Origin of the sequence: Commensalibacter sp. M0268 (genome assembly GCF_016101925.1) — a bacterium.
Taxonomy (GTDB): Bacteria; Pseudomonadota; Alphaproteobacteria; order Acetobacterales; family Acetobacteraceae; genus Commensalibacter; species Commensalibacter melissae.
The window spans coordinates 259,957-284,971 of sequence record NZ_JACFPQ010000003.1 but is presented as its reverse complement, the minus strand read 5'-3'; the positions used below and the strand labels follow the sequence as shown (position 1 = coordinate 284,971).

At 37.2% G+C, this 25,015-nt stretch carries 23 protein-coding genes and 1 tRNA gene; 10 read left to right on the top strand and 14 right to left on the bottom strand.

Annotated features, from left to right (window positions below):
* Window positions 1-24 precede the first annotated feature (24 nt).
* Genes sdhA through H3R28_RS06835 form a run of 3 tightly spaced genes read left to right on the top strand, consistent with a single transcriptional unit; the run spans window position 25 to window position 3,335 of the window.
* Window positions 25-1,836: a succinate dehydrogenase flavoprotein subunit gene (gene sdhA / locus H3R28_RS06845; protein WP_198210375.1), complete on the top strand. Its 1,812-nt coding sequence runs from the start codon at window positions 25-27 to the stop codon at window positions 1,834-1,836.
* Window positions 1,837-1,855: 19 nt separating this feature from the next.
* Complete coding sequence (locus tag H3R28_RS06840) at window positions 1,856-2,638, top strand: succinate dehydrogenase iron-sulfur subunit (RefSeq protein ID WP_110439083.1); 783 nt, start codon at window positions 1,856-1,858, stop codon at window positions 2,636-2,638.
* 34 nt (window positions 2,639-2,672) lie between these two features.
* Window positions 2,673-3,335: a tyrosine-protein phosphatase gene (locus H3R28_RS06835; RefSeq protein WP_370552833.1), complete on the top strand. Its 663-nt coding sequence runs from the start codon at window positions 2,673-2,675 to the stop codon at window positions 3,333-3,335.
* Window positions 3,336-3,348: 13 nt separating this feature from the next.
* On the opposite strand, the gene H3R28_RS06830 is transcribed toward H3R28_RS06835, so the two are convergent.
* Window positions 3,349-3,852: a helix-turn-helix domain-containing protein gene (locus H3R28_RS06830; RefSeq protein ID WP_122124102.1), complete on the bottom strand. Its 504-nt coding sequence runs from the start codon at window positions 3,850-3,852 to the stop codon at window positions 3,349-3,351.
* Between the two features lie 481 nt (window positions 3,853-4,333).
* Between H3R28_RS06830 and H3R28_RS06825 the strand changes: the two genes are divergently transcribed.
* Window positions 4,334-5,116: an NAD kinase gene (locus H3R28_RS06825; RefSeq protein WP_198210372.1), complete on the top strand. Its 783-nt coding sequence runs from the start codon at window positions 4,334-4,336 to the stop codon at window positions 5,114-5,116.
* A 26-nt stretch (window positions 5,117-5,142) separates the two neighbouring features.
* On the opposite strand, the gene H3R28_RS06820 is transcribed toward H3R28_RS06825, so the two are convergent.
* The 3 genes from H3R28_RS06820 to H3R28_RS06810 form a co-directional block, all read right to left on the bottom strand.
* Window positions 5,143-5,832: a response regulator transcription factor gene (locus H3R28_RS06820; RefSeq protein ID WP_155566027.1), complete on the bottom strand. Its 690-nt coding sequence runs from the start codon at window positions 5,830-5,832 to the stop codon at window positions 5,143-5,145.
* Between the two features lie 181 nt (window positions 5,833-6,013).
* A complete protein-coding gene (locus H3R28_RS06815; protein WP_110439088.1) occupies window positions 6,014-6,451 on the bottom strand; it encodes a hypothetical protein in 438 nt (145 codons plus the stop codon).
* A 30-nt stretch (window positions 6,452-6,481) separates the two neighbouring features.
* Window positions 6,482-6,739: a hypothetical protein gene (locus H3R28_RS06810; protein WP_155566029.1), complete on the bottom strand. Its 258-nt coding sequence runs from the start codon at window positions 6,737-6,739 to the stop codon at window positions 6,482-6,484.
* A 668-nt stretch (window positions 6,740-7,407) separates the two neighbouring features.
* Between H3R28_RS06810 and H3R28_RS06805 the strand changes: the two genes are divergently transcribed.
* From H3R28_RS06805 to H3R28_RS06795, 3 genes are read left to right on the top strand one after another with little or no spacing between them, the layout of a single operon-like run.
* Complete coding sequence (locus tag H3R28_RS06805; protein WP_110439090.1) at window positions 7,408-7,602, top strand: DUF1656 domain-containing protein; 195 nt, start codon at window positions 7,408-7,410, stop codon at window positions 7,600-7,602.
* A gap of 30 nt (window positions 7,603-7,632) precedes the next feature.
* The gene (locus H3R28_RS06800; RefSeq protein ID WP_198210370.1) at window positions 7,633-8,544 is read left to right on the top strand and encodes an HlyD family secretion protein; all 912 of its coding nucleotides are present in this window, start codon (window positions 7,633-7,635) and stop codon (window positions 8,542-8,544) included.
* Window positions 8,545-8,555: 11 nt separating this feature from the next.
* The gene (locus H3R28_RS06795) at window positions 8,556-10,070 is read left to right on the top strand and encodes an efflux transporter outer membrane subunit (protein ID WP_370552834.1); all 1,515 of its coding nucleotides are present in this window, start codon (window positions 8,556-8,558) and stop codon (window positions 10,068-10,070) included.
* Window positions 10,071-10,161: 91 nt separating this feature from the next.
* Here the strand turns inward: H3R28_RS06795 and H3R28_RS06790 are convergent, their stop codons facing one another.
* The 5 genes from H3R28_RS06790 to xseA all read right to left on the bottom strand — a co-directional run bounded on the left by H3R28_RS06790 (window position 10,162) and on the right by xseA (window position 13,871).
* On the bottom strand, window positions 10,162-10,770 hold the full coding sequence (locus H3R28_RS06790; RefSeq protein WP_198210361.1) for a hypothetical protein: 609 nt from the start codon (window positions 10,768-10,770) through the stop codon (window positions 10,162-10,164).
* 21 nt (window positions 10,771-10,791) lie between these two features.
* Window positions 10,792-11,448, bottom strand: a complete 657-nt coding sequence (locus H3R28_RS06785) for a RelA/SpoT domain-containing protein (protein ID WP_198210359.1) — start codon at window positions 11,446-11,448, stop codon at window positions 10,792-10,794.
* A 126-nt stretch (window positions 11,449-11,574) separates the two neighbouring features.
* Window positions 11,575-11,661, bottom strand: a tRNA-Leu gene (locus H3R28_RS06780).
* Window positions 11,662-11,824: 163 nt separating this feature from the next.
* Window positions 11,825-12,262, bottom strand: a complete 438-nt coding sequence (locus tag H3R28_RS06775) for a YcgN family cysteine cluster protein (RefSeq protein ID WP_198210357.1) — start codon at window positions 12,260-12,262, stop codon at window positions 11,825-11,827.
* Window positions 12,263-12,419: 157 nt separating this feature from the next.
* Window positions 12,420-13,871 (bottom strand): exodeoxyribonuclease VII large subunit, encoded by a 1,452-nt coding sequence (gene xseA / locus H3R28_RS06770; RefSeq protein ID WP_198210355.1) that lies wholly within the window; start codon window positions 13,869-13,871, stop codon window positions 12,420-12,422.
* 52 nt (window positions 13,872-13,923) lie between these two features.
* Between xseA and purD the strand changes: the two genes are divergently transcribed.
* Window positions 13,924-15,198, top strand: a complete 1,275-nt coding sequence (purD, locus tag H3R28_RS06765; RefSeq protein ID WP_198210353.1) for a phosphoribosylamine--glycine ligase — start codon at window positions 13,924-13,926, stop codon at window positions 15,196-15,198.
* Between the two features lie 163 nt (window positions 15,199-15,361).
* Here purD and H3R28_RS06760 read toward each other — a convergent pair whose 3' ends face one another.
* A complete protein-coding gene (locus H3R28_RS06760) occupies window positions 15,362-16,396 on the bottom strand; it encodes a nitronate monooxygenase family protein (RefSeq protein ID WP_198210351.1) in 1,035 nt (344 codons plus the stop codon).
* 183 nt (window positions 16,397-16,579) lie between these two features.
* On the opposite strand from H3R28_RS06760, the gene H3R28_RS06755 reads away from it, so the two are divergent.
* A complete protein-coding gene (locus H3R28_RS06755; RefSeq protein ID WP_198210348.1) occupies window positions 16,580-18,370 on the top strand; it encodes an FAD/NAD(P)-binding protein in 1,791 nt (596 codons plus the stop codon).
* A 110-nt stretch (window positions 18,371-18,480) separates the two neighbouring features.
* Here the strand turns inward: H3R28_RS06755 and H3R28_RS06750 are convergent, their stop codons facing one another.
* The 4 genes from H3R28_RS06750 to truB all read right to left on the bottom strand — a co-directional run bounded on the left by H3R28_RS06750 (window position 18,481) and on the right by truB (window position 23,653).
* Window positions 18,481-19,899: a nitronate monooxygenase family protein gene (locus H3R28_RS06750; protein ID WP_155568576.1), complete on the bottom strand. Its 1,419-nt coding sequence runs from the start codon at window positions 19,897-19,899 to the stop codon at window positions 18,481-18,483.
* Between the two features lie 132 nt (window positions 19,900-20,031).
* The gene (gene pnp / locus H3R28_RS06745) at window positions 20,032-22,200 is read right to left on the bottom strand and encodes a polyribonucleotide nucleotidyltransferase (RefSeq protein ID WP_198210346.1); all 2,169 of its coding nucleotides are present in this window, start codon (window positions 22,198-22,200) and stop codon (window positions 20,032-20,034) included.
* Window positions 22,201-22,437: 237 nt separating this feature from the next.
* Window positions 22,438-22,707: a 30S ribosomal protein S15 gene (gene rpsO, locus H3R28_RS06740; RefSeq protein ID WP_110439101.1), complete on the bottom strand. Its 270-nt coding sequence runs from the start codon at window positions 22,705-22,707 to the stop codon at window positions 22,438-22,440.
* A 19-nt stretch (window positions 22,708-22,726) separates the two neighbouring features.
* Window positions 22,727-23,653: a tRNA pseudouridine(55) synthase TruB gene (truB, locus tag H3R28_RS06735; protein WP_198210344.1), complete on the bottom strand. Its 927-nt coding sequence runs from the start codon at window positions 23,651-23,653 to the stop codon at window positions 22,727-22,729.
* Between the two features lie 219 nt (window positions 23,654-23,872).
* Here truB and H3R28_RS06730 point away from each other — a divergent pair, with 219 nt between their 5' ends.
* Window positions 23,873-25,012 carry an ABC transporter permease gene (locus H3R28_RS06730; protein ID WP_198210342.1) on the top strand — a complete coding sequence of 380 codons (1,140 nt, stop codon included), beginning with the start codon at window positions 23,873-23,875 and terminating at the stop codon, window positions 25,010-25,012.
* Window positions 25,013-25,015: the final 3 nt, after the last annotated feature.

The following is a 25,015-nucleotide window of genomic DNA, read 5'->3' as shown; positions in this document are numbered from 1 at the left end:
AGCATTTAAAGGATATATATCGTAATGACTGATACTATTTTATCATTAAAAGATACGTATCGTATCGTGGATCATGCCTATGATGTCATTGTCATAGGGGCTGGCGGTTCTGGCTTGCGGGCAACATTGGGAATGGGTGCGGCCGGTTTTCATACAGCCTGTATTACAAAAGTATTTCCAACCCGCAGTCATACAACAGCAGCCCAGGGGGGAATTGCGGCTTCACTTGGAAATATGGGAGAGGATCACTGGCAATGGCACATGTACGATACCGTAAAGGGCTCTGACTGGCTTGGTGATCAGGACGCAATTGAATATTTATGCCGTGAAGCGGTTCCTGCCGTTTATGAACTGGAACATATGGGAGTACCCTTTACCAGGAATAAAGATGGTAAAATCTATCAACGTCCATTTGGTGGACACATGCGCGACTTCGGAAAGGAACCCGTTCAACGCGCTTGTGCTGCGGCAGACAGAACTGGTCACGCTATATTGCATACACTTTATCAACAATGCTTGAAACACAATGTTGAATTCTTTGTTGAATATTTTGCTATTGATCTTATCATGGATGAAAATGGCACATGTCGTGGTGTTACGGCATGGTGTCTGGAGGATGGCAGTATACACCGTTTCCGTGCAAATCTGGTTGTTTTGGCGACAGGAGGATATGGACGCGCTTTTCAATCCTGTACTTCTGCCCATACTTGTACAGGTGATGGAAATGCCATGGTCATGCGTGCTGGCATCCCAACACAGGATATGGAATTCGTTCAATTCCATCCAACCGGTATTTTCCCAGCCGGCTGTTTGTTAACAGAAGGATGTCGCGGAGAAGGCGGCTATCTGACAAACAGTGAAGGTGAACGTTTCATGGAACGTTATGCGCCACATGCAAAGGACCTTGCTTCTCGTGACGTTGTCTCTCGTGCCATGATTGTGGAAATCAATGAAGGACGCGGATGTGGTCCTAATAAAGATCACATCATGTTACATCTTGAACATCTGGGGGCAGACCTTTTACACGAACGTTTACCTAGTATTGTTGAAACATCGCGCATTTTCTCCGGAATTGATGTAACCAAGGAACCCGTTCCTGTATTACCAACTGTCCATTATAATATGGGTGGTATCCCAACAAATCTTCAGGCCGAAGTTATTCGACCTACCAAAGACAATCCAGATGCAACCGTTCCGGGATTAATGGCAATCGGTGAATGTGCCTGTGTTTCCGTTCATGGTGCAAACCGCCTTGGTACGAATTCATTACTTGACTTGATTGTATTTGGTCGTGCAGCTGCCTTACGTGCAAAAGATATTCTTAAACCTGGCGCTCCTGTTGCTCCATTCCCTAAAAATGCCGGGGAAAATGCACTTGGCCGTTTAGATAAACTAAGATTTGCCAAAGGTGGAACCCGTGTGGCTCAAATGCGTGACACCCTGCAAAGAACCATGCAACGTCATGCAGCCGTTTTCCGGAACACTAAAAACATGGAAGCGGGCGTTGAAAAGATTAAGGATATCTGGTCTGGTCTGGGGGACATCTCTGTTTCCGATCAATCCCTGATTTGGAATACAGATTTAATGGAAGCCTTGGAATTCGAGAATCTATTGGCAAATGGTACCGTAACCATGGTAAGTGCAACCGCACGTCATGAAAGTCGTGGCGCACATGCCCATGATGATTATCCTGAACGTGACGATAAAAACTGGTTGAAACATACTGTTTCATATCTTAATGACAAGGGAGAGGTTTCACTTGATTATCGCCCAGTCCATATGAGAACTTTAACCGATGAAGTTCAGGTTTTCCCTCCTAAAAAACGGGTATATTAATCAGAGAAGGTGATGACTAATGGTTGAGTTAAGACTACCCAAAAACAGTAAAATTGGAATTGGAAAAGTATTTTATGCCTCTTCACAGGCAAAAAATATCAAGAAATTTAGAATCTATCGTTGGAGCCCTGATGATAACAAAAATCCAGTCATCGACACTTACGAGGTTGATCTGGACAAAATCGGCCCAATGGTTTTAGACGCGTTAATTCATATTAAGAATGAAATTGATCCGACTTTATCATTCCGTCGTTCTTGCCGTGAAGGGGTTTGCGGATCTTGTGCCATGAACATTAACGGATTAAATACCCTAGCCTGTTCAAAACATATTAATGAATATGAAGGGGATATTGCAATTTATCCTCTCCCCCATATGCCCGTCATTAAGGATTTGATACCTGATCTTAATGGTCCATATGCACAATTAAGGGAAATTGATCCATGGCTTAAAGCTGATACCCCTCCACCCCCTGACAAAGAACGGTTACAATCCATTGAGGAACGTAAAAAACTGGATGGTTTATATGAATGTATCCTGTGTTTTTGCTGTTCAACCTCTTGTCCTTCATATTGGTGGAACGGGGACCAATATTTAGGCCCATCCGTCTTATTGGCTGCCATGCGTTGGGTTGCTGATAGCCGTGATGAGTATAAAGGCGAACGCCTTGATGAATTAGAGGATTCAATGCGTTTGTATGCATGCCGTACTATCATGAACTGTACACAGACCTGTCCAAAAGGGCTTAATCCAGCTCATGCAATTGCTGAATTGAAAAGATTACAAATTGAACGTAAACTTTAAATAAGCTAAAAGATGAGTCATGAAAAAGAAATATATTTTTGACTCATCATTTTCAAATCGTCGGGATTATCATATCGCATGGCTCAACAGCCTATTTGTTGACCATGCGATTTTTCGTTTATTCTGGTCAAATTTTCAGACAGTTATCCCCGGTAAAGTATATCGCAGCAACCATCCCACTCCAACCAGATTATTGAATTTAACAAACAAATATCATCTTAAAACAATTATCAATTTACGGGGGAAAAGAAATTGTGGTTCTGATGCGCTATCCCGCCATATCAGTAATAAATTAAATTTAAAACATTACGACCTCCCTTTTGAAAGCCGTGGAGCACCACATATCGATCGAATTCTAAATCTTGCAAATATTTATAAAGCTATTGAATTCCCTCTTTTAATCCACTGTAAATCTGGAGCTGATCGTGCAGGTTTAGTTTCCGCATTAATTCTTCTATTTGAAAACTACGATATTCATTCTGCAATGCGACAGCTTTCATGGAAATACGGTCATTTTAAATATTCCAGAACAGGAATTCTTGATGCTTTTTTTACCCAATATCTTCAGCAAACGCATGGAAAAGTGAATTTTTTATATTGGCTTCAATCCCAATATAATGAAAAGCAATTAAAAGATTCTTTCAAATCGAAAAAAATATCCTCTTTTATTACAGATAACATTTTACATAGAGAATGAAATATTTTTTAAATCATTCTGCCATAACCTTAATAAGATGTAGCAACTTTTTCCTGATTTCCTTATCTTTAATATGATAATACGCCTTTAACAAATCAACCGTTTCCTTATTATTCATAACATTCAAATCTGTAATTTTAATTTCCTCCTTAATGGCATTTTCCTTATCCTTGGTAATTAATATTTTTTTAACATCTAATGCCGTTGAAAATGATGGAGGAACCTGACTTTTATTTTCTTCGTTTCCGGTCAAAAACTCATCAAAGAAAAAATTAATCGGAACTTGCAAAAACTGTGCTATATAATAAAGTCTCGAAGCGCCAACACGATTAAATCCCTTTTCATATTTTTGAATCTGTTGAAATGATAAACCTAAAGCTATAGCAAGTTTTTCTTGGGAAAAGCCCAATAACTTTCTTCTTAACCGGATACGGCTTCCTACTCGTTTATCTATAGGATTGGGAGGAATTTTTTTTTCTTTTGAAATACAGTTTGATAGCAACTCATTTGCTTTCATCAAATAATAAACTTTCACAATAAAATACTTGTAAAATCATATCCACAATAAATATTTATATTAAATAACTCTTTCAAAACATTATATATTACTAGACAAATATGATTGTTTACATTATTCTAAACTAATAAATATATATATATTTACATTCAGCCATGAAATATAATTTTAATTCAACACCATTATCTCTAATTGCATAATTTTTACCTAATTTATAAATATTAATAAATAATTAAATTGTTTACCTAAAATTAGCAAATAAATTTTAAATTTTGGTATATCAATCCTTTTTTAAGTATTATTCAGCTTACAAATCTATCTATTCAATCCAGTAGTTCTAGTAAAATTTTAATAATAAATTATATTTGATTTAATAATTTTGATTGATTAAAAAAAAAATTAATTAAACTAAAACAATATTGTTTATATGTTCCGTAATGTTTATAATTAATGAAATCTGTATAATTGCCGAGAACTATTTATGAGGTTTTTTGATAATCCACCCACAAAGTTTCATTTTTTATCCATGGATAAACCCGAGGCAATTCAATATAAAAATGACCTGGTAAAACAATATGGAAACGCAAGTATCGACCAAGCCGAAGTCATTATCTGTATTGGTGGTGATGGTTTTGTTCTAGAAACACTTCATACTTATATTAATTATCAGATTCCCATTTATTGTATCAATTTCGGTTCTGTTGGTTTCCTTACAAATCCCAAGATCAAGGAGGATCTTCCATCACTACTTCAAAAAACCCAACCAACTTGCCTTCATCCTTTGGCCATGTCAGCTAAAACAGTTGATGGTAAAACACACACAGCTCTAGCTTTTAATGATATATTTTTATACCGGCAAACCAGACAGGCCGCCAAAATAAAGGTGATAATTAATCATAAGATCAGGTTATACGAACTGATTTGCGACGGTATTATTCTTTCAACACCCGCAGGATCGACAGCCTATAATTTATCAGCACATGGTCCAATCGTTCCCTTAAATTCTGATTTGTTACCCTTAACTCCTATTTGTCCTTTTCGGCCACGCCGATGGAGAGGCGCATTACTTCCTTCAACAACTCTTTTTCAATTCTTGACCCTGGAAGAAAATAAACGCCCTATAGCAGCTGTAGCCGATTTCACAGAAATACGTGACGTTGTCGAGATTACTGTCAAAGAAAACAAATCTATAAAATCTTGTTTACTATTCAATCCAAATCAAAGCTTGTCAGAACGGATTATTTCAGAACAATTTTCCGAATAAAGATTGGTGAAACGTAATATCTATTTTCATTCACTATCCATTGTTGATTTACGGAAGATATAACCTTGTCCCCATATTGTTGAAATAAAATCTTCCGCACCAGCATCTTGTAATTTTTTTCTTAATTTACATACAAAGACATCAATAATTTTAATATCGGGTTCTACATTGCATTTGTATAAATGGTTTAAAAGTGCCGCCTTTGTAATTAAAGTGCCCCGTTGTAAAATAAGCAATTCCAAAATAAGATATTCCTTGCCTGTCAAATGAACCAATGCTTTATTAACGAATACTTCATGCGTTTCCAAATTGATACTTAATGCATCAATATGAATAATTTTTTTGGAAAATACTTTTTGGACACGTCTCAAAACCGCCTTGCATCTTGCAATCAGCTCATCCTCATAAAATGGAATTAACACATAATCATCCACACCTGCCTGAAAAGCTTTTATCTTACTTTCCAGATTATTTTGTCTGGAAACAACAATAATAGAAATCTTTTCATTTAATGCGCGCAATTCTCTAATGGTCGAAAAAAACAATTTATCCAAATTATTTCCTTCAACTATAATAAGATCATATTCATACAGATGAGCCGTTGATAATACCTCAATATCAAACGATACCCTATCGATAGAAAAGTCTGTTACCTTAAGTTTTTGGTAGAATTCATGCTCTAAAAAAAAGATTTCTCCCATAAGAAGAACGTGCATACTTCTACTCCAGGTTATAAAATGAATTTAAAATACTACTATAAAGTGCATAAGTTTATAAAAAAAATCAACAAAAACTTAATAATGATAATGATAAATTTGGAAAAACAATTTTTTTTCAACAACTTCGTAAATAATGTTGAAGTATTTATTATAAAAACCCCAACATTATAAATAAAATCTATTCAGATTTTTTTCTAAATTTCTTTTTAATAAACTGCCATATAAAACTTCGTAAATATCCACCCAACGGCCCTGTAAGTGCAGTAATTAAAGTTGTCAGGGCAATTGAATCACGCAATTGCTTTAAATTATGGTTCCGAATCACCTTGGCTTCTATCTCTTCTTCACCAATTTTTGCCTGCAAGGCCAGATAGAAAAAGATACCAGCACACAAAATATCAAAAATTAGGATAATTAATGATGATCCCAAAAAACCAATATGAAACAACCAGCAACATAGCGCCGCCAAAACAGCATGCAAGGAAATTAAAACAAATAACCCAAATACTGCCCCTATACAGCATAACAGGATTTGCTTGCTTACTCTAATTGACTTTTTTTTCAAAAGCAGGAGCTCTGCATCCGCTGCTGCTTTGCCAAATTCAACAATCTTCATGTATATAGACCATTTCTACAACAAATATTACTAGCGCGTCATCCGACCCAATACAAAACCTATAATCGTGGAGATCAAAACCGCTTTGATCGGTTTGGATTGAACTTTTTTAGAAAGCTGCTCTACTTGTTCTTCTGCAACATCCTTCATATCATCCTTAATCTTATCTGCTTTATCTGCCATTTCAGCCAGAGCAGGATTAAGCTGTTCTTTTGAAGCCATGACATTATCTTGAACCTGATTTTTAATTTGCTTTAAATTTGTTTTTTTTTTCTTGCAAAAAAACATTTTAATTCCTTCTACATATCCGATAAAACTTGTTTCCAAGTTTAATATATATTTAAATTAATAATAATAAAAAAAGACAAGAAATATTATTTATTTTACTTTGAATAATGTAATAAGACTTAATGACAAGATCTAAACATACAATTAGATTTATTACTAATAAATGATATAACTCATAAAATGCTTTTTTTATCTATAATTGCATATTAAAATTACTTGATTTTAATATGCAATTTAATTTTTTCTATTCAAATTTTCCAATTATGGACCAAATATTTCCTTTCTATTTTAACCGAAATTTTATTTACTGCAAAACGCATTGTAAAATAAAATTAATGTACATATACAATGAAAATATCTTGACTTGAAAATAATTTAGGCATAATCCGCACGGAGAGCATTTAATAATTCTTGATTTATTCCCTTACTTAAATATGTTTTAAATGCTACCCATATCATTATCCGTTTCTATCATAAATGGATTATATTATAAACAATATTAGAGTTAATTTTTTAAATCAAATTGATTGATTCATGTTTTGTGCTTTAAAGAAAATTTTGTCCATAAAAAAAACAAATTTATATTACTCTTTTTTATTTTTCTGGGAATTTACAAACTATCCATTAAAAATTAGTAAAAATGTTTCCTTTTTTCTGAGTGCAACAAGATGATCGCAGAATTTGATTTTTTTGGTGTCTATATCGCCCCTTTTGTTGTTTATGCTTTATTTGCATTCGCCTTAACTGTTATTATCCGTTCTTTCCTGTGGAAAACAGGTTTAATAAAATTATTTTGGCATCTTGCTTTATTTGAAGTAGCTTTATATTTCAGTATCCTATGTTTGCTTATCTTATATGTATAACTTCTGACTTTAAGAATTTGTTTTTCAATCATGGCACCCATTAGTAATATCATCCGCATCATCTTGACCCTAATCATTGTAGCCATGGCTATAATTCTAGGGGTAGCCTTGTGGGACACTTACATGATTGCCCCATGGACCCGTGATGGTCGTGTCAGAGTATACGTCGTTAAAATCGCCCCGGAAATTTCGGGCACCATTGTACAGGTTCCTGTCAGGGACAACCAGTTTGTTCGCAAGGGGGATCCCCTTTTCGTAATTGACCCCTTACGTTTTAAAATCGCCATTCAACAGGCAGAGGCAAATTTGGAAAATGCGGAGGCCAATCTTGCCTTACAACGTCGTAATGCAATGCGTCGCAAAGGATTGGAAGGCATTGTTTCAACAGAAGAAAAAGAAGATTTCAATACAAAGGTTAGAACCGCACAGGCAAGTGTAGATACAGCAAAAGCAGCCCTGACAGAAGCCAGGTTAAATTTGCAGCGTTCCATACTTTATTCACCTGTCAATGGCTATATTACAAATCTTAATTTACGGGTTGGTGATTACGTCAATACAGGCAATTCATATTTATCCGTTATTGATGCCGATTCTTTCTGGGTCTATGGCTATTTTGAAGAAACCAAAATGTGGGGCATTCATGTCGGCGATGTCGCCCGGATCAAGTTAATGGGATATAAACAGATACTGCCCGGACATGTTGTCAGTATTGCCCGTGGTATCAATGACTCTAATGCCAACGCTGATAATTTTGGTTTGCAAAATGTTAATCCCATTTTTACCTGGGTTCGTTTGGCTCAACGTATTCCCGTAAGAATTCATATTGATCATATTCCAGACACGATCCATCTTTCCGCCGGCATGACCGCCACAATCAGTGTCGGCCCACAAACAAGTGGCAGAAAAGGAAAACTGGCCACCTGGTTACAAGATCATCTATGAGTATTTCAAACATGTTCCGTCTAAAATCTATCTGGCAGAAAGCAATTACATTTTCCTTGATTGGATTGAATGCCTGCACGGTTGGCCCCAATTTTCATCGGGATCGCATGAAAATTCCGGAACAATGGACTGAAAAAGTATGGAAAAGACCAGCCACAGCCCAAGAGATTGTCCAGGCAGCGAACAACATGCGTCGTTGGTGGGAACAGTTTCATGATCCATTGTTAAATCAACTTGTTGAAAAGGCCATCCAGAACAATTATGACCTTCAGATGGCGGGACAACGGATTTTGGCCGCTCAATCCTTGCGTGATCAGCAGGCGTCTAAATGGTATCCCCAACTGGATGGTTCTGGCGGATTTGGATATCAGACATCTTCCAATACCTTATCCAGCAATATCTCGATATCAAAAGGAAATCCAAATAATGCCGTTATACGTCGTTATGGCGCGACATTCAGCTGGCAACTGGATACATTCGGTTTGATCAGACGAATGGTTCAATCCCAAGAAGAGGCTGTAAAGGCCTCGATCGAGGATAGAAGAGCCGTCCTTTTAGCCATGCTTTCTCAACTGGCCAATAACTATGTAACCCTCCGCACCATGCAGCTACGGTTACGCATAGCGGATGAAAATGTTGCGATCGCCCAATATATCTATAATCTGGCACAAAAACAGTATATTGAGGGTACAGGCACGACTCTAAGCACTGCCCAGGCAGAAGCCGAGCTTGAAACCCAGCGAGCAAGTCGAGAGCCCTTGAAAACCAGCATTACCCAGATTACCCATACAATTGATGTTTTGCTGGGACAAACACCGGGAACCACGGAAACACTTCTTAAGATAGAACAGCCTTTACCAGACTTACCCCCATTTCCACCCTCCATTCCTTCCATTGCCCTGGCCAATCGTCCAGACATACGTATGGCCGAAAGGCAATACGCCATGGCAACGGCAAATATCGGTGTTGCGGTTGCAGAACTCTATCCACAATTCACCATTGACATGAGTGCGATGCCAACGACTTCTTTTACCAGTCAAATGGCCAATATTGCCAGTCTGGTATCCAGCAGCTTTATCAATCTTTCCATTCCAGGTCTGCATGGTGGCCGCCTTAGTGCCGCGGTTAAGCAAGCGCAGGCTCAGGCAGAAGAGGCACGGTTAAATTACCGTCAAACAATCCTGACATCCCTGAAAGAAATCGAGGATGTTATCGCGGCCTGGGGTGATGATTCCGAACATGTTGATCTGTTGCACAAATCCAAAGTAAGCAGCCAGACCGCCCTTATTCGTGCCCAAAAACTCTATAAAGCAGGACTTACAGGATATCTGGATGTCCTGACCGCGCAACGAACAGCCACAAATGCCGCCAATGAAGAGGCTGTAGCCATTTTGGAACGTTTCCAGGATTCCATCAATTTGTTCACGGCCCTTGGAGCCGGCTGGCAGGGTGTGGATATAACAAAAACGGAACTTCCCATGACCATCGAACAACAAAATCTGTTAGCGAAACTGGTTAAACAATAAAATTCGAAAGCAGTTTTAAAAATTATACTTCAATTATATTAACGTATAACCTGATCCAATTTTATAGTTTTAATTTAAAAATTATTTAAATTTATACTTTTTCTGGTAATTTCAATTGTCCAGATTTAGCCCACTCTAACGCTTTTTTTGAATCTGAATCTTTAAAATTTTTTATTTTCGTCAATATTAAATTAAAATCACCTTTAACTGTATCTAAATCATTTATAACATTGTAATAATCCGAATAAATATTATTATCTAAAATCCAATGATAAACTGATGAAATAAAATGTAAACTACCCGGTAATCCCTGTAACTGTTTAACTTGTTTTAAAATATGATTTGTATTATAATTTTTGTAATAAGCAATACAAGTAATGTAACGTTTAAATAAAAGTCTTTTCTTCACTATATCCTTACAAATATTTTTATACGTTTGATCATCATCAAATAAACTATAATATTTATCAAATTGATTTATATTTTTCTCAAAAATAATATCTAATATTTGCTCACAAATAGGAAAATTAATAATATTTCCATTTAATTTTTCATTTAGTAATTGATCCAATCCATTTGCATTATTCCACTTTGTATCTTGGAGCAAATCAAATAATTCATCAACCTTTTCCATTAAAGGCTCAATTCCTTTATCTATATCTTTTATTTTTTTTATTCTTTCAAAAAGATATGCTGCCAATTCATATTGGTTAATAAAAGGCTATTTTTGATATGAAACACGATTTTGAAAAGCAGTTTGCAATTGTTCAAGCAATCCCTCTCCTACTAGTACCAACCCATTCAATACATCCAGGATTGATTTTTCTTGTTGAGACAATTCACCATTAAATTGCTTATAGCCTAGATCATGATTAACCTCTGACCAAGCATGCATTAATACTGAAGCAACTTGAATCTCAACAATATGATCAGAATATTCTTTATTCTCTTCTAAAGTGTCAGATCTGATTTCAACACGATAATGATCTGCATGATAACCATCAAATCTATTGTTGACCAGTTTTACTTCATTAGGAAATTTTTTATCTTTAATAATCTTAAAATTCTTCTCAATTAACTGACTCACTCTCATACGATCTGCAGGATAATATAGTGCTATTCGAACACCAGACAAATCAATAATATCTTTACTAATAGCTTCTTCATTTTGGTAACGTTTCTCTTTGCAGCGTTGAATAATTTTTTCTTTTAATCGCTCAGATGTTTTTGCACGATATGTAACAATGGCTTTGATACCATCACTCTTTAATGCTTTTTCACATTGTTTAGCTGCTAATCGGGCAAGCTCATTAAAAAAAACACGTTTTTGTTTATAATGACTTAGAAAAGATTCAATTAATTGATTTAATTGTTCCATCCTTTTCCCCGTTTTCAGTTAACATTAATTTCAAATTATATATAAAACGTAACAAAAAATTATTGTATTATTTTAATTAAATTTCTAAAATTTTAAAAAAAGGGAAAAATCAATAAATTATTCAGGTGGTGCGAACTGTGGGACTTGAACCCACACGTCCAAAACGGACACAAGATTTTAAGTCTTGAGCGTCTACCATTCCGCCAAGCTCGCCCATATTTTGTAAAAGGATTAATAGCATGAAGAACGAAAAGGTCAAAGAGTAAATTTAAAAAAAATTAATTATTTTATAAAAGATTTCAAATCCATGTAAAATTCTCCAATACAAGTAAATATACAGCCTACAATGAAGAAAGAAAACCGCTCATTATGTTTTTCAATCAATCCATTCCACTATATAATCCTCCAATTCCCCTGCATCATGTTCACTCACAACCTTTCCCCGCACAGAAATACCGGCTTTATGCATGGCTTCAAAATTACCGGCAATCAAATAATGCCAAGGATAAAGTGTCTTGCCTTCCGCTATTAAACGATATGCACAGGTGGAGGGCAGCCAGTCAATCCTTGATAAATTCTTTCGGGTCAATTGGATACAGTCCGGAATCCTGATTTTACGATGACAATAATCCAAACATTGTCCTGTTTTTATATCCAGCAACCAACAGGCAACATTTGTATAATAAATTTCATTCGTATCATCATCCCGCAATTTATGCAGGCAACACCGACCGCAACGGTCACATAAAGCCTCCCATTGCTCCTTGTTCATTTCTTGAATTGACAAGTTTTCCCAATAACGATCCGTAACCATAACAACCAATATAATATTCTGATCAAAAAAATAATTTACAATATTTCAAAATTCAATTTTTCAATAAATCAACATTCATCTCAATTTATATAATTCAGGTTGCGATTTAATTAAATTGAATAATTCAACAGGATTGATTATAAACCGTTTAATCAATTTACAGATCAAAACTTTCCTGACAGTTTTCCTGCCGCTTCAAAACACGTACGTCTTTCTGCCCATCATAAAAAGTTAAGATCAAATCAGATCCAGCCCTCAATCCTCTTGCTTCAGTTACAGCCTGACCTTTCTTATTCTGTACCAAGACATATCCCCGCGCCAATACAGCCTTGGGGGAAAGGGCTTCCAATCTTGCCGTGACACTTTCCAGTTTCAGCTGCCTTTCTCTCAATAAATTACGTACATTCGATATGGAGAACAGGGGTAAATTATTTTCCAGCTGACGCATATAATGCAGCCAAGAAATTGCATATTGTTTTTCATTAAAGGCCAGTTGTCTCTTGAAACGATCAATCAGTCCCAAAAGATATTGATCAACAGCCTGAATGGAAGAAAGCTGATGTCTCCTTTTCAGAACCAATGCTGGAAGCGCCAAATCCAGACGATAGGAACGGTCATCCAGGCGCATACGGTTTTGCGCCAATAGAGTGGGAACGTCCGGCAGTCTGGTAATGGCCTTGTTCAAACGCAGTTGATAAGATTGAATAATCTGTATTAATGCTTTATTCAAACGCGTAACCAGCTGCATTATTCCAGCAGCAAGATCAACCTGCGAAGGAACTGCCATTTCCGCAGCTGCAGTTGGAGTCGGGGCCCGACGGTCAGATGCGAAATCAATCAAGGTTGTATCTGTTTCATGTCCAACTGCTGAGATCAGGGGAATTTTTGACTCTGCTGCGGCCCTTACAACAGCCTCATCATTAAAGGCCATCAAATCTTCCAGTGATCCACCCCCTCGTGCAACAATCAAGATATCAGGACGTGGAATTTTACCATTAACAGAAAGAGCGTTAAATCCAATAATAGCCCTGACAATCTGTTCACTTGCCCCCTCTCCCTGAACCGCCACTGGCCAGACCAGGATATCCCTGGGAAAACGTCGTTGAATTGTTGTGCGAATATCGTGCAAAACCGCGCCTTTAGAGGATGTAATCACACCTATTACTTTTGGCAATAGAGGAAAAGGACACTTTTTTTTCTGGTCAAATAAACCTTCAGCTTCCAATTTCTTTCTTAATTTTTCGATACAGGCCAATAAAGTCCCTTCGCCGGCATAATCAATCTGATCGACAATAAGCTGATATGATGAACGTTCCCCATAAGAAGAAATCTTGCCTGTTGCAATAACCTCAATACCGTTTTCGAGTTTTATAGTAAGTTTTGCCGCCTTGAACCGCCAGATAATTGCTGTCAGTTTTCCATTTTCATCTTTTAGGGAAAAATAAATATGTCCAGACGGATACTGTTTTAACTCGGTAATTTCCCCCCTCACTTTAATCCGAGAAAAATTTCCTTCCAAAACGCGCTTAATCGCTGTAGAAATATCCCCTACACTAAATTCTGGTATATTATCCGTCATTCGATCAGAAAGTTGCTCATCTATCGACATAAATATGATACAGCCTTATCCCAAAAAAGAAACATCAGTAAAGGAAATCTCTATGCGCGTTTTACTCGTCGGTTCTGGGGGAAGAGAACACGCCCTTGCCATGGCTCTTGCTTGCTCACCCAATCTTACCGAGCTTTTTATCGCACCAGGAAACCCAGGTACTGCACAATATGGTAAAAATATAAACATTAAGGTAGATAATATTACCGATTTAGTAAAATTTGCACAAGACAATCATATTGATCTTGTTATTCCCGGACCAGAATTACCTTTGGTTAAAGGATTAACCGATGCTTGCCAGCACGCCGGGATCCTCTGTGCAGGTCCCAGCCAAGCGGCTGCACAGCTGGAGGGAAGCAAGAGTTTCACAAAAATGATCAGCGATGCCGCCCAAATCCCAACTGCAGCATGGAAAGAGTTTACAGATAGTGAACAAGCGATTGCTTATTTGAAAACCCATTCTTTTCCGATTGTTATCAAGGCAGATGGTTTGGCGGCAGGAAAAGGCGTTATTATCGCCTATACCTTTAAGGAAGCTGAAGAAGCGATCGAAACAATCCTGCAAGATAACCGTTTTGGCGAAGCAGGCAATAAAATCGTTATCGAGGAATTTCTGACAGGAGAGGAAATTTCCCTATTTGCCTTTTGCGATGAAGAACATGCGGTTTTAATCGGGGCGGCTCAGGATCACAAACGCATTGGCGATAATGATACGGGACCCAATACTGGCGGAATGGGTGCAATATCCCCACCACCCTTTTTTGATCACGCAGCCCAAGAGAAAGCGTTGGATATAACAGTCAGACCCATGCTGCGCGAAATGGTAAAACGTGGAATTCCTTTCCGTGGCATCATTTTTGCCGGACTGATGATTACAAATGAGGGGCCCTATCTAATTGAATATAATGTTCGTTTTGGAGACCCGGAAGCGGAAGTTCTGCTTCCTCGACTGGAAACAGATTTGTTAGATATTCTCTATAATCTCAGTCAGGGAAAATTAAAAAAATCAGAAATCAAATTCTCTGATCAAGCAGGGATTTGTATTGTTATGGCGGCAAAAGGATATCCGGGAACACCAGTTGTAGGCGGAATTATCCAAAATATTGACCAAGCTGAATCCCTACCCCATGTAAAAGTCTTTCATGCTGGAACCAATTATAACGCTCAACAAGAACTTTGTGCAGCAGGAGGTCGTGTCTTATGCGTTGCCGCTTTTGATAAAACACTCAAACAAGCACAGACAACCGCATATAATGCCGTTAACAAAATTAACTGGAAAGATGGTATCTGGCGCACGGATATCGGTAATAAAGCTTTAAAACAGTAGAATAATATAAAAACGATATTCAAAACAGGTTAAATTGAATGTATCTTAAAATACGTTCAATTTTTACAATTCAGCAAATATGCATTTTATTTTCTACAAATTATAGTAAAAAATATTGCTATTTAATTTAACTCTATCTTCATACTCTAAATAATGATTAAGATCAAAAATCAACATCTTCAATAAAAGACTTCATTAGATCTGGCGCTTCCATTTTTTTAATTTTTGAAACCTTTGATCCTGCCCAAAATGCGGCATACTGAGGTTGTCTAGTATATTCGTAAATTTTCTTGGCAAAATAATAAGTATAAGGATAAGGTGGTGTTAAAGGCCGATCTGGTGAATCAATTTTTAAATGCCAATCATTGACCAACCCTCTGGCAGGTCGACCAGAAATGGTCGCAGTAATTTGCGTAACTTTAGAATTAAATAATGATTGTCTATAGGTTTCACTCGCTTTTGACGAACTGCATTGGACGAATGCCGTTCCTAACTGAACACCATTTGCCCCCACTCTAAGACAATCATGAATATCTCGTGCATCCATAATACCACCGGCAGCCACAACTGGTATTGATAAATTATTTTTAATCAGAAAAACCAGTTCTAGTGTTGGTATCGCCGAATCAATATTTGGATTAAAAACACCCCGATGACCACCCGCTTCTATACCCTGCGCTATTATTATATCTATACCAGACCTTGCTATGTATGAAGCCTCTATCAAATTTGTCGCAGAAGCCATCGTAACAATATTGGCTTGTTTCAATCTGTGAATTTGACTTTTGCTTGGAATTCCAAAATGAAAACTAACAGCGGGAACTTTTTCTTGAATTATTAAATCCAGAAAATTGTCATTCTCTAAAAAACTGGAATAAAGACAGAAAAAAGCCTGACTAAAATTATTCATCAGATCTATCCTGCCAAATTTTGAACAGCAATATTGAACCCACTGATTTTCAAGTGTAGCGTCTGATTTCTCTGGTTGATGACAGAAAAAATTGACCTGAAAAGGTAAGGAGGTCAGCTGTTTCAGCTGTTCAATTTGCTTTTTCGCCTCTACATGATTGCAGGATCCCAGTCCCAACGATCCCAATCCACCAGAATTTGAAACCTCAGCTGCCAGTTTTGGTGTTGATATACCCGCCATTGGTGCAAGAAAAATAGGATATTGAATATTCAAAAATTTTCGTAACATTTTTTATACACTTAAATACTAATAATATACTTCTTAATAAAACCAATTAAATTATAACTTTATTAGTTATTTTAATTTGTATTATATTTCGTTTCAATGTGTTATTTATTATATAATTATAATTATATTAATAATGCATTAATTTTATTTAAAAATATTAATATATTAATAGAAGAAAAAATTATGAATAATGATTATAATAAAATTAAGATATCTATAATAGGATTGGGATCAAGAGGCCTCAACGTACTTGAAAGAATTATATCCCATTGTATTTGGGATGAGAAACTAAAAGATAGGCAGATTATTTTACAACTATTTAACGAAAATAAAGATTATGGTGCCGGTTGTCATGATATCAATCAATCAGAAAATTTATTGGTTAACACTATTTGCAGTCAGATTACTGTTTTCCCTGATGATACGGTTAAAAACTACAAATATGCAATCCGGGGACCAACCTTTTATGAATGGTTAAAAATCAAATATAAATCACAAAATAAAACAATCAACCCTTTAAACTATTATTCACGAAAGGATCTTGGCGAATATCTATGCTGGGTCTTTAATTATTTATGTTCTATCAAGGTACAAAACCTTCAGATCATCAAAATACAGGAAAAAGTTATAAACATTTCCGGAAGTGATAAAAAAAAATGGAGTATCGTTACGAAAAATAATACTTACTCATCTGATATTATTTGTATAACCACCGGTCACGATACCCAAAATTGCGAATTTCCAAATAAGAAAAAAATATATGCATATCCTTTGGAAAAATTAGACCATATCATTACGAATAAAGAAACCGTTGCAATACAGGGACTTGGCTTGACCACATTTGACGTTATTTCCAAATTGACTGAAGACAGAGGGGGGAAATTCATTAAGGAAAAAGATCACCTAATCTATCAACCCTCTGGAAAGGAACCTAAAATTATAGCCTTTTCCAGATCAGGATTGCCCTTGAATGCACGGGGGAGAACGCAAAAAGAATTAAGAGAACAATACAAGCCCCAAATTTTTACCAAAGAAAAAATAATTGAGTTAAAAAACAATAAAAAAATTGATTTTGAAAAGGATTATCTCCCGTTATTGATTGAAGAAATGGAATGTGTTTACAGTTTTACCTATCTCAAGAATCAGGACATAATCAAGGCTTATAATTTCCTTAATGACTATCTAAGAAACAAATCACAAAGAAACGCGATTGTAAAAGCCTATATTCCCGATGAAAAAGAAAGATTCTCATGGGAAAAAATTAGCGATCCGCTTGCCCATACTTCCTTCAAAAGTCAAGAAGAATTTCATGACTGGCTTTTAAACTATTTACAGGAAGATATACATAACGCTTTACAGGGCAATATAGACAATCCCACCAAGGCAAGCACTGATATTTTAAGGGATGTACGTGATTGGATCAGATTAACCGTTGACCATTGTGGCCTGTCGGAAAAAAGTGCTATATGGTTCAATGAAGTATTTAAACCTATCATGATCCGAATTTGTGTTGGTCCACCCCTTGAGAGAATTCAGCAAATGATCGCTTTAATCAAGGCCAACATATTGCGCATAGATTTGGGGCCGAATGTTAAAGTAGAAGAAAAAAAGGAAAGCTTTTACCTAACAACACAATTTAACGAAGTCATTCGTGCTGATTATTATATTGTTGCCATGGTCAATGCACCCATTGCAAAGGAAAGCAAAGACATTCTTTTTCAAAATATCCTGAAAAACAATATAGGCTGTCAATTCCATATTGGCAATTATGCTCTAGGAGAATTTAATGTCAATGCAAACTTCAATTTGATCAATCAAAACAATCAGATAATCAAGTCTATTTATGCTCTAGGAGTTCCCACTGAAGGCAGTAAATTTTATACTTATATTTTACCAAGACCTTTTGTTAATTCGACAGCTTTATTTGATGCAGAAGTCTGTACCAATAATTTGTTATCGCAAATTGCCAGATAATATTTTAACAAATATTCAATAGTTTTTTAAAAACTAGTTTAATCCAAAAAATTCTAAATTATTTGAACAGTAATTTAGAATTTAACATTCGATACTGGATAAATTTATCATTAATATCCGGTTATAATTCGATCAACCAACTGTTTAACTGTTGGAATAAACCCATTATCATAAAATGGGTCAGATCCAAATCGCCACCCTGTGGTTCCACTAAACATCAAATTATGATCAACCACCTCCTTTGCGTCAGGACCATTTGCATGAGCTATTGCCTGTAATGTTTTCTGGATACAAAAAGAGCGGGGATCGGGTCGATTTCCTGTCGTATAACTGGGACCAACCTGTGACCAATTTGAAAACTGGCACATTGACAGGCATCCCATGCAGTTATTCTGATCCTGTTGTATCTCTCCTGCTTTTTCAGGAGTTACAAAAATGAATGTATGATCTGGAGTCCGGAGAGGCTGAGTAAATCCCTCGCTTTCCCATTTCTTAATATTTTCAAAACTCGTCTGGGTAACATAAATCAAACGTTTTCTAACCCCATATTCATATGGAACATTCATCATTTCTGTAGCTTCCCTTGAAAAAGGAACTTGCCTTTGAGACCGTTCCCTCAATTCATTAAGAAAACTATTTTGAACTGCCGATGAATAAAAACCTGTAGGAGAAAAATGATTAAGATATACATCACCTTTTTTCAATGTCCGCAAACGATCTTTCCAAGCTTGAGGGATTTGGCTTTCCCTCGTTAATAAAGGTCTTGTACCGAACTGAAATGCAATCATACCCAAATCTGGATTATCAATCCAATCTTCCCATTCAGAAAGCCACCAGACATTACCTGCCATAATGATTGGAACATGATCCAGTCCATATTGGCGCATGACTCTTCTCAACTCTACAACGCGTGGAAAAGGATCCTGCGGTTCTAATGGATTTTCACTATTTGATAACCCATTATGCCCCCCAGCCCTCCATGGATCTTCATAAACCACCCCACCAAGCCATTCTGGCGTTTTTCTATAAGATCGACGCCATAACGCATTGAAAGCACGTCCAGAGGAAACAATGGGATAGTAATATAATGCATGTTTTGCAGCAATTTCTGATAAACGATAGGGCATTCCCGCTCCACAGGTAACACCATTAATCAAACCTTTTGATTGTTCCAAAACCTGAGATGCAATCAGTTCACTTGCTGCCATTTCCCACATAATATTGACATGAAGAGGCACTTTTGGCCCCGCAATATCACGGGCAACCCTTATTTGGGTTATTCCGCCCTTAATTGCATATTGAATGAGTTCTTCATGTCGTTCACGCCGTGTTTTTGCATGATAGATCTGGGGAATAACATTGCCATTTTCATCATAACTATCAGCATTTACAATGGAAATGGTTCCAATTCCACCCGCAGCAGACCAATGACCAGCAGATACTCCTGTAGAAACAGAAACCCCTTTACCCCCTTCAATCAAAGGGAGGACTTCTTTATTTCCCATACGAATTGAATTAACTGCTTTCATTATTACTCCTGCTCTATATGCAGTGGACTAAACAATCTAAACCAAAAAAAACTTTGAATAGCCCACTTATATTTATTCCAATAAAAAAATCAAGAATCATCTTTTTATTGAAAAAATGATACACATAAAAACCTATGAGCGTTTGGACTGGTTATCATTGCGATTACGAGATGATGAGCTGTTTTTGACTCCAACGGCTTCACTGATGTCAGCACCTGTTTCCTGATCTACCTCACGCATGGAAAGCTTGATTTTTCCTCGATCATCAAAACCTACAACCTTTACCTTGACAGTATCCCCCATTTTGACAACGTCACTTGTACGACCGACACGCCCGGCTGATAATTCAGAAATATGAACCAGCCCGTCACGAGCCCCCATAAAATTGACAAATGCTCCGAAATCGGCAACCTTTACAACTTTTCCTGTATAAATGCGACCAACATCTGGTTCAGCAATGATTGCATTGATACGCTCCTTGGCTTTTTCCGCCTGTTCATTCGATGTAACAGCAATTTGTATTGTACCATCATCATCAATATCAATTTTACAACCTGCATATTCAACAATTTCACGAATTGTTTTACCGCCAGATCCAATAATATCCCTGATCTTTTCCTTGGGCACATTCATAATGATTACATGTGGTGCATTCTCTGCAATGTCATTACGGCTTTCTGTCAAGGCTTTTGCCATTTCACCCAAAATATGAATTCTTCCTTCACGAGCCTGTTCCAAGGCCTGTTCCATAATTGCTGGTGTAATGGATGTAATTTTAATATCCATTTGTAAAGCGGTGACACCAACTTCAGTACCAGCAACTTTAAAATCCATATCTCCCAGATGATCTTCATCACCAAGGATATCACTCAATACAGCAACACCCTTTTTCTCCTTGATCAATCCCATGGCAATTCCCGCTACAGGACGTTCCAGTGGCACACCTGCATCCATCAGGGATAAAGAGGTTCCACAAACCGTAGCCATAGAGGACGAACCGTTACTTTCCGTAATTTCAGAAACTACACGCATGGTATATGGAAATTTTTCCTTGCTTGGCAACAGAGGATGAATAGCTCTCCATGCCAGTTTTCCATGACCAATTTCACGACGCCCAGGTGAACCCAACCGTCCACATTCCCCCACAGAATAAGGAGGAAAATTATAATGCAACATGAAATTAGAACGATATTCCCCTTCTAACGCATCCACAACCTGTTCATCTTGAGTTGTACCTAAAGTTGTCACAACCAGAGCTTGCGTTTCACCCCGGGTAAAAAGAGCGGATCCGTGTGTTCTAGGTAAAACACCAACCTCACTGATAATGGGTCGAATCGTGGTTAAATCACGTCCGTCAATCCGCAATCCTGTCTTTAACACTGAATTACGAACAATATCGGCTTCCAATTTATCAATCAAGGAACCCGCCTTGGCTGTATCAAATTCTTCCTCAACAAGCTTATCAATAATTTTGGCACGTGCCGCATCCAGTAAAGTGTAACGTTTTTGCTTTTCCTTTTCCTTATAGGCTTCCGCCAAAGGTTTGCGTCCAATCTTGTCAATACGAGTTTTTAATTTCTTCTCTTCTGCAGTAGGTTCAGACAATTCCCAAGGTTGACGGGCAGCATGCTCGGCCAAAGCGATAATTGCATCAATAACAGGCTGACAGGCCTCGTGACCAAAATTAACAGCCCCCAACATTGCTTCTTCACTTAATTCCTGGGCTTCGGATTCAACCATCAGAACCCCTTCGGAAGTACCCGCCACAACCAAATCCAATTTGGTTTGATCCATTTCCGCCAAAACCGGATTTAGAACATATTCATTATCAATATATCCAACCCGGCAACCCGCAATCGGTCCAAAGAAAGGAATACCGGACAGGGTCAGCGCTGCAGAACAGCCAATCATGGCAACAATGGCAGGATCATTTTCCATATCATGACTTAAAACAGTCGCTATAACCTGCACTTCATTACAAAAATTATCAGGAAATAATGGACGAATAGGCCGATCAATAAGCCGAGAGATCAATGTCTCGATTTCAGAAGCGCGCCCCTCACGTTTGAAAAAACCGCCAGGAATTTTTCCAACTGCGAAAGCCTTTTCCTGATAATGCACGGTTAATGGAAAGAAATCCTGATCTGGATTGGCTTTCTTATTTCCAACAGCTGTACATAATACTGTAGTCCCGCCATAAGTAGCCATCACTGCACCATCTGCCTGACGCGCTATTTTACCTGTTTCCAGAATAAGAGGACGTCCCCCCCATTCAATTTCCTTACGATAATATTTAAACATTTTTTATCCTATGAAGTTATACGCAAGAAAATTTTTTAACCATCATTACATTCAATGCTGTAAATAACAGCGTTTCGGACGGCATGGAGCATTTATATTTTGTTATTTTCACACCATGTGGCCTGAAACGCTGTAAAGCTGGATTTCAAAAAACTTTCCTGTTTTGATTATAATATACTCAATATTCTTAATTTATAAAATAAAGACTGGTTTAATAGATAAACCAGTCTTTATTTTTTAACGACGCAAACCTAGACGCTTGATCAGGTTTTCATAACGGCTTTTATTAACCCGACTGATGTAAGCCAGCAAACGACGACGTTGACCAACCAATTTCAATAACCCACGCCGGGAATGAAAATCCTTGGCGTGTTCTTTCATATGTTCAGTTAAATTATTAATTCTTTCTGTTAACAAAGCAATCTGAACCTCAGGAGACCCTGTATCATTTTCTTTGGTTTGGTATTCTTTAATTAGCTGGGTACGACGATCCGGTGTAATCGACATCGTATATCCTTTCATCAATTTAAATATTAAAAATACGAACAGGACGCAGCCATTTATTGTTTAAATGACACAATCCTATAAAATGCTCCTTTTTCATTGCACGAACAATGCCATCATATGAATTCACATCCAGTGCAAAACGATTCCGTATATCGGTCAGATCAATAGATTTGCCAAAATTCAGGAATTCAGCCTCCTCTTCAGTCATAGCTAGAGCCGGGATGTCGTCCAGCGCAGTTTGAACGGGAAGAAGCATATCTAAAGAAACAATTCCTTTTTTGCCATTTTCAACGAGTTTGTCCAGTAAAAAAGCATTTGCAATATCAAATGGACCCACGCGAAGGCGGCGTAATTCAGAAACATAACCAACTGTATTACAGGCAACCGCCAAATCCCTGGCTAAAGAACGCATATAAACGCCTTTACCAGAAACAACTTCAAACTTTGCACGATCTTTATCAATCCGTTCTATCATTCGAAAAGAATCAATACGTGCCAACCGTTCTTTTAGTTGAGGTTTTTCCCCTTGACGTGCTAAGTCATAAGAACGTCTACCTTGCACCTTTACCGCTGAGTAAATAGGAGGTACCTGATATATTTCTCCTTGAAAGGACTGTAAAGCCTTATTGATTTGTTCATCACCCGGTCTGAACTCTGAATGGTCAAGAACCTCACCTTCAGCATCATCCGTTGTACGAGATTCTCCAAAAGTAAGTTCAAAATGATAAACTTTTGTCTTATCCATAATGTAAGGGATTGTTTTGGTTGCCTGGCCAAAAGCGATGGGTAACAACCCTGTCGCCAATGGATCCAAGGTACCACTATGCCCTACCTTACAGGCATTAAAAACATATTTCACCCTATTTACAACGTAAGCAGATGTCACATTTAATGGTTTATCAACAAGAAGCCATCCATCCAACTTCTGTTTACGTTTTGTATGCATCAATCAATCAAAAATCCTAATTCTCTGAAAAGTAACTTTTATATTACCAATACTTCTCTTTTTTACATAGTTACTTTTTACAAAAAAAACCATATTATATAAAAAATTAAAATGATAATAAATTCACCTACATTTCATATAAGTATATAATGTTTTATATATTTACCTTTTTAGTATAATTTTATGAAATAAAATTATTCAACATTATTCAGACAAAGCATGAGCGATATAAATTCAGATCAGCAGCCTCAGTGGAAACTAGAGCAGCAAGAAAATCATTATATTATTTCCTTAAGTGGGCAATGGTTAGCAAAAAACAATAACATTCCCCGATTTTCTCCAAAAAATCTAGAAAGGATCCCTGCTCATCAAACGCTTTATTTTGATGCTAGAAATCTTAAAAACTGGGATAGTGGATTGATTGTCTTTCTTTGGGATATCAAATGTCAGGCCACCAAACATTCCATAAAATTCTTTGACAAGGATCTGCCTGCTTCCGCACAAGAACTTCTTTCCCTCTTGCACGAAAGCAAAGATGAGGCACCTGTTAAACATTCATCTCCCTTTCGTCCGTTATATATGATTGGTGAATGGACTATCAACGGACTGACCAATCTTGGCATAACTGTCCAGATGCTTAGGGAAGTTATTATTGGTATTTTAAAATCCCTCACCGGCCGTTCTTACATGCGAATTGTGGATTTGATTTCTGATGTCCAGAACGCTGGTCCGTCTGCCCTCTTAATCATCAGTGTTGTTAATTTTCTAGTCGGGGCAATTCTTGGTTTTGTCGGTGCAGTACAATTACGCAGGTTTGCAGCTGACGCTTATGTGGCAAACTTGGTCAGCATTGCAACTGTTCGGGAAATGGCTGCCGTCATGAGTGCTATTGTTATTTCAGGCCGAACAGGTGGGGCCTATGCAGCCCGTATTTCAACAATGCAGGGCAATGAGGAAATCGATGCGTTAAAAGTCATGGGTGTTTCCATTATGGAATATCTTATTCTTCCATCAATGCTCTCACTTGTAATCACCATGCCGATTTTATATCTTTATGGCTGTTTTATGGGAATTCTTGGCGGATTGATTGTTTCCATTTTCATGTTAAAAGTTTCAATCATAGGATTTTTACAACAAAGTTTCGGAGCGGTTGCTTTCAACCAATTTGTGTTTGGTGGTCTCAAAACCGTTTCATTTGCAATATTTATAGGGGTAAGCAGCTGTTACATCGGGTTAAAATCAGGACGAAGTGCGGTTGATGTCGGCTTGGCTGCGACCAAAGCTGTGGTTACTGGCATTGTAGGGGTGATCGCTATTGATGCCATATTTGCCGTTATTGCTGACATGATTGGAATATAAATA